The sequence below is a fragment of the Micromonospora sp. NPDC050686 genome (genome assembly GCF_040654475.1).
Taxonomy (GTDB): Bacteria; Actinomycetota; Actinomycetes; order Mycobacteriales; family Micromonosporaceae; genus Micromonospora.
Window position 1 is genome coordinate 1 of record NZ_JBFAID010000100.1, and the last position, 9,167, is coordinate 9,167.

Consider the following 9,167-nt stretch of genomic DNA (forward strand, 5'->3'; position numbering starts at 1 on the left):
CGCCGGGCGTCCTGCGTGGCCGGAACGGAGCGTCAGCGGAGTGCAGGCCGCGCGCCCTGGCGGCGGCGCGTGCGGCCCGTTCAGGGCCGCCTTGAACACGTACAGAAAGTTCTCACACCCACCGAGCGACACGCCGAGCGACACGCCGGCAGCCGCTTGTCCGAATCCGGTTGGTGGTTGACACGGCGGCCTCGGTTGATGTTTGACACCTGGTCGGCCTGGTGCTCGTTGCGTCTGTAACTCAGGCGGGAGGAGCACCGGGTGGGACTCGCGGAGTTGAGCGTCATGGAGCAGCGGTTTCACGCCGTGATGGAGTGCCTGGGTGGCACGCCGAAGACGGAGGTCGCCGCCCGGTATGGGGTGTCGCGGCAGACGATCCACAACTGGCTCGGCCGGTATGCCACCGAAGGCGTCAAGGGCTTGGAAGATCGGTCGCATCGTCCGCATGTCTGCCCGCACCGGGTTGACGCCTCGACGGAGGGCAGGGGCCACCGCTGTCGAGGTCGACCGGGTCGTCAACGCCTGCGGCGGGATCAGCATCGCCGGCCGCCAGATCAGCGTCGGTATGCCGCTTGCCGGTCAACGGGTCTGGGTCCGCGTCGACGGCGTCCTTCTGCACGTCATCGACGAGGCCGGGCAACTGCGCCGCACCCTGCGCTGCCCACTACCGCCCACCGCACTCGGCCGCATCCGCGACGCCCGACCGGCCTCCCCTGTCCCACCACCGGCCACCACCCCGACGGTCGAGCGGATCGTGTCGGTCAACGGCAGCATCCAGGTCGCGGGGCAACGCATCCAGGTCGGCAAGGTCCACGCCCGCAAGCTCGTTACTGTCGCCTTGGACGAGCACACCATCACCGTCTACGACGCCGACAGCCCAATCAAAGCCGTCCCCCGCCGCAGCGCGACTGACCTGAACCGCACAAAGGCGAAGCACCAGATCACCACGGGCGCAGTCTCAGGAATCAGGTTTCGCAGTCCCAGGTGACGGCGGGCAGAACCTGTGGCAGGTTGGCCAGGCCCGGAAACATGAACGCAGGGAAGGTGACATGGGTGCCTGGGGGCCTGGCCTGTTCTCCGACGACACGGCATGCGACGTTCGCGATGAATACCGCGAGATGCTCGAAGACGGCGTGGACAACGACGAGGCCACGCAACGGATGCTCGACTCCTACGCCGGCGCGCTCGACGACCCGGACGAGGCGACATCGGTCTGGCTGGCCTTGGCCGTCACCCAATCCAAGCTCGGCCGCCTCCACCCCACCGTTCACGACCGCGCCATCGCCGCCATCGACAGCGGGGCCGACCTCGCGAGGTGGTCGGACAACCCTCGCCTTGCCGCCAAGCGCCGCGACGTCCTCGAAAAGGCGCGTGCACAACTGACCGGCCCCCAGCCGCAGCGCAAGAAGGTGCGCCGGCCCAGCCGGCACGTCACTGACCTGCAACCCGGTGATGTTCTCAGCTACTGCGCTGCAAACGGCAACCTGGCCCTGCTGCGAGTAGCCCGCATCGACGACGAACGGCACTCCGTCGCGCCGGTCCTCGTCGCCCTCGACTTCACCGGCACACACATGCCATCCCAACCGGAACTCGACACCCTCGCCGACAAGCCCGAGGCGCCATTCCGGCTGGACGGCAGTCCCCTTCCGCCTTGGGCCAGCGCCAGCTGGCGGGTCGCCGTCTTCAACCGCATGAACTATGACGCTGCCGGATTCCACCGCGCTGGACGAACCATCGCCCGTTTAGGCGACCCAGCCTTCCACACCCGGACCTACACCTCCTGGCAACTCCTGCCAGGCGAACTCGAGCGCAACCTCACCAACGCGCCCGCCACACCCGAGCCATAACACCTACCATCAACGCACCAGCACTATTCGATCTCGACCTGGCGTCAAGCATCCTGCGACGCCGTTTCGTCAACCATCATGCGAGACCACGCATCGCCGGCAGCCGCCGGCAGCCGGTGGCCTGTAGGCGACCCAGCGGGCCTCCAGAAGATCCCGTCGTGGTTTAGTGTCACGCCCGTGGATGGAAAACGCGCCCGACGGTGGGGGCTGGCGGTGCTCGTCCCGCTAGTCCTGGTGGCGTCCGGCGTCTTCGTGCTGCGGTGGCTGTCGGTGCAGGAGCCGCCGAAGCTGCCCGAGCCGTTCCGCGAGCAGCTGGCAGCGCGCGTGGTGGACATAATCGAGCACGACCCGACCTTCGACGGGGAGCACCATCCCGATGCACGGCCGGTCTGCGCCGCCTCGGTGTTCGGGGTGGCACCGGACTCCGCTGACACCATCGACGAGGTCCGCACGATCTACACGCTGGCGTTCTGCCCGTACCTCCCAAATGCCGACATCGGGAAGGGACCTGGCATCGACCTCAGCTCGCACGGCGGCGTGTCGATGCCGATCGCCCTGCACCTGGGACCGCCGGTCACCCATCAGAAGCCGGAAGAGGGAGAAGGGATGTACACGGACAGCATCCGGCGGATCTTTCCGAAATCCCTACAGGAGGCTGCGTTCAACGCCGCAACCGACCCGGCAATGACGAACGCGGTCGACGACCGCATCACGCGCCTGCTGTCCTCACCGATGCCCTCGCCCTCCCACTCCTGACACCCAACATCCGGCATCAGTCCGTCATCCATGAAGGAGCGGGGCCGGTCAATCGACGGCCGGCAAGGCAAAGGGGTGTACGTCACGAACCCACTCCCCCGGGTAGACCCAGAGTTCCGATCTAGTCGACCAACCGACCGTCCGCGCTCGCTGCCGCCGCCTCAGGGCGGTCGACGTGCGACCAGGTGTAGGAGTTGAGCGGGTGCTCGTCGAAATCGATGGCCGTGAGGTACGGGCTGAAGGCGACCTTCATCGACTCCTCGACCCTGCTCTCGACTTCGGGCCCTACTACGGTTCGAATTTGGATGCTCTGTGGGACCGGCTGAGCAGGGATGTTCCCCGCCCAGTCAGGGTGGTCTGGACGCACTGGCGGGTCAGCAAGAGGAACCCTGGGGTTCAGAAGTTCGAGAAGATTTGCAACCTCCTGCACACCGTCGAAGCCGAGGACCAGGAGTTAAGCCACGACGAGCGGTTTGAGTTCGAGCTGGGGTGAACGCTTCGGTGTGAACTCTCGGCAGGCCGGTCGGATTGGGTGTCATCCGAGGTCATGCAACGTGCTGGGGTCGCGCCGGGTCGGGTTCGGTGGGTGGGGTTGCTGTACTTCGCTGCTGTACTGCTCGTCAACGAGGAACTGCCTGAAGTAGGTGCGCATCTCCAGCCAGTGGCGGTGGTCGTCGCAGGGGTGGAGTCGGCCGCAGCGACACAGGCTCAGGGCCGACTCGGCGTGTTTGGTCAGCAGGATGTCCGCGTGGGCCACCTGTGCTCTGGCGTACTCGCGGAAGGCTGCCGAGGTGTAGAGGGCGCCCATTGGTCACCACCCCGACCTGGTGGTGTGGCGGTGGTGCCAGAGGGCTTCGGCGACGGCGTCCACCGGGTCGATGTCCCCGGCCGCGAGGCGCTCACGGGTGACGGCGATCCAGGGCGGCGAGGCGGGGGTGGCTTCGCCGCAGGCGGTTCGCATCCCCTCCTGGGCGAGCCGGGCCAGTCGGCAGGGGTCGCGTTGGTTCTCATGCCAGCAGCCGGCGACCACGCAGAAGCCGGCGCTGTCGGGCCGGTGGGCATCCCAGAGGGCGCGGGCCAACCGCCACAGCAGGCGGTGTTGGCACTTGTCGGGTGGCTCCACGGGCGGGTTGTCGACATCGAAGGACATGCGCCGACCATCCCGCCCGGCGACGGGCCGCTCTATGGCCAGCGGTCATGTCACGGTGACATGGGACGGCTCGACCAGCACGAATGGCCGCCCTAGGCTGTCGACCTGAACACCTTGAGTAGTCGGAACGCGACGCTGGGAGCTGCCGTGCTGCTCGATCCACTGCGAATACCGGGGGACGCGTGGTCGCACGGCGAGGTGCTGACCGCCCTGGCCGCCCGCGACATCGGCGGGCTGTTCCGCTGGATCGCCAGTCTCACCGGGGCGAGTCAGAGCCGGATCGGGGCCGCCGTCGGGCTGGAACAGGGCTACGTCAGCCGCATCATGGCCGGACGCAAGGTCACCTCGATCGACGTCCTGGAGCGGATCGCCGACGGCTGCCGGATGCCCGACCATGCGCGGATCACGATGGGCCTGGCACCCCGACAGGCCGCGCCGCCGGCCGACCCCGGCCGGCTCACCCCCGGTCGGCCCAGCGAACCGCCGGCCAGCCGGACCTGGCAAGACGACGTACGCAGTGCCGCAGAGCTTTGGCGAGGTGACGTGAACCGTCGAGACGTACTCCGGCAGGTGGCCTTCAGCTCCGCCGGCTACACCCTGCCGGCGCTGCGCTGGTTCACCGCCCCCGACCCTGTCCCGGTCACCCAACCCGGCCGCAGCGCCGTCGGTCAACCCGAGATTGACACCATCCGCGCGATGACCGCGACCTATCGCCAGCTGGACAACCAGTACGGCGGCGGGCACGCCCGCGGCACCGTCGCCCGCTACCTCCACCAGGAGGTGACCCCGCTGCTCACCAACGGCCGGTACGACCACCCCACCGGCCAACGACTGCTCAGCGCCGCCGCCGAACTGGCCCAACTCGCCGGCTGGCAGGCGTACGACACCGCCGAACACGGCATCGCCCAGCGGTACCTCACCCTCGCCCTGGACTTCGCCCACGCCGCCGGAGACGACGGCCTCGGCGCGGAGATCCTCGCCGCGATGAGCCACCAGGCCACCTACCTCGGCCACACCGCCACCGGCCTCGACCTAGCCCGCGCCGCCGGGCAAACCGCCCGCCGCGCCGGGGTTCCCGTCCTGACCGCCGAAGCCCACGTCATGCAAGCCCACGCCCTGGCCAAGGCCAACGACGAACGGGCCTGCGCCGCCGCCCTGCACCAGGCGGAACAAGCACTCGACCGGGCCGACCGCAGCACCGACCCGCAATGGCTCAGCTACTTCGACGAGGCGTACCTGTCGGCCAAGTTCGGCCACTGCTTCCTCGCCCTCGGCCGCAACACCCACGCCGAACGCTTCGCCGCCCGATCCCTACGCATGGACAACCGCTACGTCCGAGGCAGAGCCTTCAACCTCGCCCTACTCGCCAGCGTTCACGCCCACCAGGGCGAACCCGAGCGGGCCTGCACCATCGGCGCGGAAGCCCTGACCCTGACCACCCAGCTCCGCTCTGCCAGAGCCGTCCGCTACCTCCGCGACCTGCAAACCCAACTCGCCCCGCACCGGCGGCTACCCGCCGTCCGGCACTTCACCGGCCGCATCGACGCCACCCTCGGCTCACGACGCTGACCCCTATAGCTCTCCCCGGGCCTTACGCGCGACCAGCTCCAGCACCGCGATTACCGTGCCGGCACCGACGATCTCACCCCGGGACACCAGCTCGTACGCCTCGTCGAGCGGAATCCAGGCGACCTGCTCAGCCTCGTTCACGTCCACGGGTGCGCCGATGCGCTCGGCCTGCCGGGCCAGGAACAGCAGATTCTCTGCATCCGCAGTCCCGACCCACGGTTGGAAGGACAGCAACGGCTCCACCGCCTGGGGCCGCCAGCCGGTCTCCTCCTCGACCTCCCGCACCGCACACTGCGCCGGGTGCTCGCCGTCGTCGACGTAGCCACCGGGCAGCTCCCACACCCACCGGTCGAACACGAACCGATGCCGCCGCATCAACAGCAGGCGCTCCTGATCGTCGAGTACGGCGACCATGGCCGACCGGGGAGCCCGGATAACGTACTGCTCGAAACGAACCCCGTCCGGCAACTCCACCTGAGCAATGCTCAGACGCGCTCGGCGGGTGTCGTCCACCACCCGCTCGCCGTGAATGGTCCACCGGGTCAGCTCCGTCGCCTGCTTCTGCACCACCCCGCCAGTATCCGCGCCGGCCCCCTCACCATGCACGACAGGCGGCACCTGCTGGCCACACCACCCCCGGCCGCCCGACCCCTCGCTTGTAAGTTCTGGGCGCGCCGTCCGGCGTGGTCCAGCCTCGTCCACGACCTCAGACGGCCGTCCGGGCCCGGCCGGCAACAGTCGCCCCAGTCCGGTTCAGTTGCTGTCAGCGTTGCTGTCGGCAGCTCCGCCCGATCTCCTCCGACCGTCACCAGCCCATGTCTTGGCTGACCTCTGCCTTCGCCGCGTCGATCTCCTCGTGCGTCGCCTCCGCCACGTCGGTTTCCTCTAGGCGGGTCAGGAGGTCCATCAACGCCTGCTTCTGAGCCGGATGGCTGATCGGCACCGCGTTCAGGTCGACGTCCTGGAGCCAGTCGAACAGAACGAGCGCATCCGCCCGCCAAAGCTCCAGCACGACCTTCGGAAGATCTCTGTTCACCTAAGCCAGTATCCGGCGTACAGGTCGACTCGTCCGTCGCCCACCAAGCCAGCCGCCGTCATATGGCGGCTGGCCTGGTGTTTCTTCGGGCGCTACCGGTCGTCTTTGGTCAACTTTGGTCACCGTCAAACGGCCCAGCGACGGCCCCGATGGCACGGAGACGGCCCAATAGTGGCTGGCCAAGCCGGGTCGCCTCAGCGAGGATTGGGACTCTTGCCCGATCGAGGAGGGTGCGTCGTGTCTTGGGCCTCATCACTGGACCTGGATAGGGCTCTGGTCGCCTGTCACCAGGACTTGCTGGGTGACTGGTTCCGTGACCCGTGGGGCTGGCCCGAGTTGGACTGGGTAGTTTCCACTCGACGCGACCTCATAGAGGAGCGCCTACAAAACACTGATGTCCGGGCCATCTCCAAGATTGATGTCCCAAAGGAGAACTTCGGCATCCGGCCGGCGATGGTGATGGACCCGCTCGACCGACTTGCCTATCAAGCGCTTGTTGGTCATCTCAGCGTGCCGTTGATCGGCGGGATGCATCGCAATGCGTATGGCTGGCGGCTCCCGGTTAAGGGCATGACGGCGGGCCTGTATTCTCCGAACGACAAGCAGTGGGAAAATTACCGCTCCTACTTATCCCTCTTGGCCGGGGAATTCGATGTAGCGCTTAAAACCGATATCGTTTCCTGCTTCGCAAGTATCCCGGTCGATCGGTTGATTGAGGAGATCGAGGACGAAGTTACTCGGGCGAGCGCTCGACCCATCATCGATCATCTTGTGCCTCGTCTTAAGAGTTGGACCAAGGTCTCCGGTCGGAGCGGCATCCCCCAACGCTTCCAGGCATCAGCTGTGCTCGCGAACCTCTACCTGTCGCAACTGGACGAGGTTCTGGATCACCATTCATCCGAGGTTGATTACGACTCGGGTAAGCGGCGTAGCTTCGTCCGGTGGATGGATGATGTGTGGCTTTTCGGTGAGGACGCTGGCAATCTCCGTCGCGCCCAGGTTGAGATCAATAGCGCACTCAATGACATGGGCCTGCACATGAACTCCGGAAAGACTGAACTGCTAGAGGGGAAGCAGGTCGCCCTCAGTGCGCGCGAGGTCGAACATAGTGCAATCGACGAGGAACTCCTGTTCGGGAAGCTTCTCTTTAAAAAGAAGCTCGTCACTAAGCGTCTTGATGAATTGGTGGAGCGGCTAGTCGATGCCAAAGAAACCGCGAGCCGCACCTCGATGAAGTTCGCCACTACCCGGATGAGAACCTACAAGCACTTTACGAAGGTCGATAGTTTCATAGAAGTCGCCATGCGAATGCCGCAAGGCGCTGACTCGCTAGCGCGGCTCTTCCGGGATGCTAAGAGGACTGGCGATATGGAGGACTGGTACATCGAATACCTTGGCAAGCCATGGTCAAAGGTCGAGTGGGCGGCAGCCCAGCTCGGCACCATGTTTCCGTCGCGCGGTAAAGTGGGTCGCCCCATTCAAGAGGAATTCGCCTCCATCCTGTCCCGAGGTGGGTCGTCGCTACCCATGACTGCCGTGGCTGCCCAGCGTCTTGCCAAGTGGAATCGTACGGAGGCGCGGGTCGTGATTGCCGAAGCCGTGAAACGCGCTGAGAACCCGCTTCATCGGCGCGTTCTTGCCCTTGCGGGTCTAGAAGCCGGCTGCTCCCGCACCAACGTTACTAAGTGGCTGAGTGAGTTCCCAGAGAACGCTGTAACCCTAGAACTGCTGCGGGACCGGTCATTCGCCAAACTTCCCTTGAAGCCGGATTTCACTGGCAGCTAACCGTTCGTTTGAACGAGCACGTCGCTTTGCTGATGCCTTCGGAGACATCTAGGAGATGTTGCATGGAGCCTCATCCTAGGAATCCTGATACGGATCGGACCTACTGGTCCGAACGGCAAGGCCGTCGACCTGGTGGCTCGATAGGGCAAGCGGGAGTTCGACGCCTCTTTTTAGTATTGGTGCAGGACTTTGACCGTCGCAATCTTCTGCAAGAATACTTCGGATATGATTGCGTTGACGCTGGCTATGTGCCTGGATTGATGGGCGAAGAGATCGGGGACCGGATCCTTCTGGATCTCGGTCGGGAAATTGCTTGGCCCTTGTCTAGTGCTGAGGTTCAATCATGGGACGAGGATACGCTATTTGACATGATCGAATATCTTCACGACCGCGTCTCCTTGGGGGACGAGACGGCAGGGGGTTTCCACTCGTACTCCGGCTGCGGCTGGCACTACTCGCGCTTCCATGCTAGGCCGGCTCAAGACGACTACCGTAGGCGGATCAATACTATCCTGCGACGGTGCGAGATTGGATTTCAACTAGGCCAAGACGGCGTAATTGAGCGCACCCTCGTTTCTGGTACCGAGGCACTAATGAAGAGTGCACCCAAAGGGGTGGATCCGCATAACCGGACTCTCGTCGAAGCGGCAATTAGCAAGTTCCGGAGGAGGGGCGCAACGCCAACCGACCGGCGAGATGCAATTCGCGATCTGGCTGACGTACTGGAACACTACCGACCCAGCGTGAAGACGCATTTGTTGCCCAAAGATGAGGGTGCCTTCTTCGAGATTGCCAACAAGTTTTGGATTCGCCACAATAAGCCGGATCAGTATAAGGATTACGACCGAGAACTGTGGTGGGCGTGGCTGTTCTACATTTACCTTGCCTCGATCGCATTGGTGATTCGGCTCGTTGAGAGGCAAAAGACTCTCGAAGATCCGGAGCAATCGGGATCGTAGAACGAGGCTGGCCACCGCACTTGCCATCCCGATGCTCCTAGAGACGTCAACCCCGACCCCTTGAT

General features: G+C 65.1%; 11 protein-coding genes and 1 pseudogene. 8 read left to right on the forward strand and 4 right to left on the reverse strand.

What is annotated here, in order from left to right:
• Positions 1-285: 285 nt before the first annotated feature.
• From AB0H57_RS31940 to AB0H57_RS31960, 5 genes and pseudogenes are all read left to right on the forward strand, one after another.
• Positions 286-465: pseudogene (locus tag AB0H57_RS31940) on the forward strand (helix-turn-helix domain-containing protein); the annotation flags it as partial.
• Positions 446-988, forward strand: a complete 543-nt coding sequence (locus AB0H57_RS31945) for a hypothetical protein (protein ID WP_357512398.1) — start codon at positions 446-448, stop codon at positions 986-988. The pseudogene AB0H57_RS31940 and the gene AB0H57_RS31945, both read left to right, overlap by 20 nt.
• A 61-nt stretch (positions 989-1,049) precedes the next feature.
• Positions 1,050-1,847, forward strand: a complete 798-nt coding sequence (locus tag AB0H57_RS31950; protein ID WP_357512388.1) for a DUF4259 domain-containing protein — start codon at positions 1,050-1,052, stop codon at positions 1,845-1,847.
• A 177-nt stretch (positions 1,848-2,024) separates the two neighbouring features.
• The gene (locus AB0H57_RS31955) at positions 2,025-2,603 is read left to right on the forward strand and encodes a hypothetical protein (RefSeq protein WP_357512389.1); all 579 of its coding nucleotides are present in this window, start codon (positions 2,025-2,027) and stop codon (positions 2,601-2,603) included.
• Positions 2,604-2,805: 202 nt separating this feature from the next.
• Positions 2,806-3,096 (forward strand): barstar family protein, encoded by a 291-nt coding sequence (locus AB0H57_RS31960; RefSeq protein WP_357512390.1) that lies wholly within the window; start codon positions 2,806-2,808, stop codon positions 3,094-3,096.
• Between the two features lie 42 nt (positions 3,097-3,138).
• Here AB0H57_RS31960 and AB0H57_RS31965 read toward each other — a convergent pair whose 3' ends face one another.
• Positions 3,139-3,411, reverse strand: coding sequence for a hypothetical protein (locus AB0H57_RS31965; RefSeq protein WP_357512391.1), 273 nt, complete (start codon positions 3,409-3,411; stop codon positions 3,139-3,141).
• A 3-nt stretch (positions 3,412-3,414) separates the two neighbouring features.
• Complete coding sequence (locus tag AB0H57_RS31970) at positions 3,415-3,753, reverse strand: hypothetical protein (RefSeq protein ID WP_357512392.1); 339 nt, start codon at positions 3,751-3,753, stop codon at positions 3,415-3,417.
• Between the two features lie 147 nt (positions 3,754-3,900).
• Between AB0H57_RS31970 and AB0H57_RS31975 the strand changes: the two genes are divergently transcribed.
• On the forward strand, positions 3,901-5,322 hold the full coding sequence (locus tag AB0H57_RS31975) for a helix-turn-helix domain-containing protein (RefSeq protein ID WP_357512393.1): 1,422 nt from the start codon (positions 3,901-3,903) through the stop codon (positions 5,320-5,322).
• 3 nt (positions 5,323-5,325) lie between these two features.
• Here AB0H57_RS31975 and AB0H57_RS31980 read toward each other — a convergent pair whose 3' ends face one another.
• Positions 5,326-5,892, reverse strand: a complete 567-nt coding sequence (locus tag AB0H57_RS31980) for an NUDIX hydrolase (RefSeq protein ID WP_357512397.1) — start codon at positions 5,890-5,892, stop codon at positions 5,326-5,328.
• 235 nt (positions 5,893-6,127) lie between these two features.
• Positions 6,128-6,358, reverse strand: a complete 231-nt coding sequence (locus AB0H57_RS31985; protein ID WP_357512394.1) for a hypothetical protein — start codon at positions 6,356-6,358, stop codon at positions 6,128-6,130.
• Between the two features lie 237 nt (positions 6,359-6,595).
• Here AB0H57_RS31985 and AB0H57_RS31990 point away from each other — a divergent pair, with 237 nt between their 5' ends.
• Together AB0H57_RS31990 and AB0H57_RS31995 are read left to right on the forward strand one after the other, a co-directional pair.
• Positions 6,596-8,143 (forward strand): RNA-directed DNA polymerase, encoded by a 1,548-nt coding sequence (locus tag AB0H57_RS31990; RefSeq protein ID WP_357512395.1) that lies wholly within the window; start codon positions 6,596-6,598, stop codon positions 8,141-8,143.
• A gap of 179 nt (positions 8,144-8,322) precedes the next feature.
• The gene (locus tag AB0H57_RS31995; RefSeq protein ID WP_357512396.1) at positions 8,323-9,102 is read left to right on the forward strand and encodes a hypothetical protein; all 780 of its coding nucleotides are present in this window, start codon (positions 8,323-8,325) and stop codon (positions 9,100-9,102) included.
• Positions 9,103-9,167: the final 65 nt, after the last annotated feature.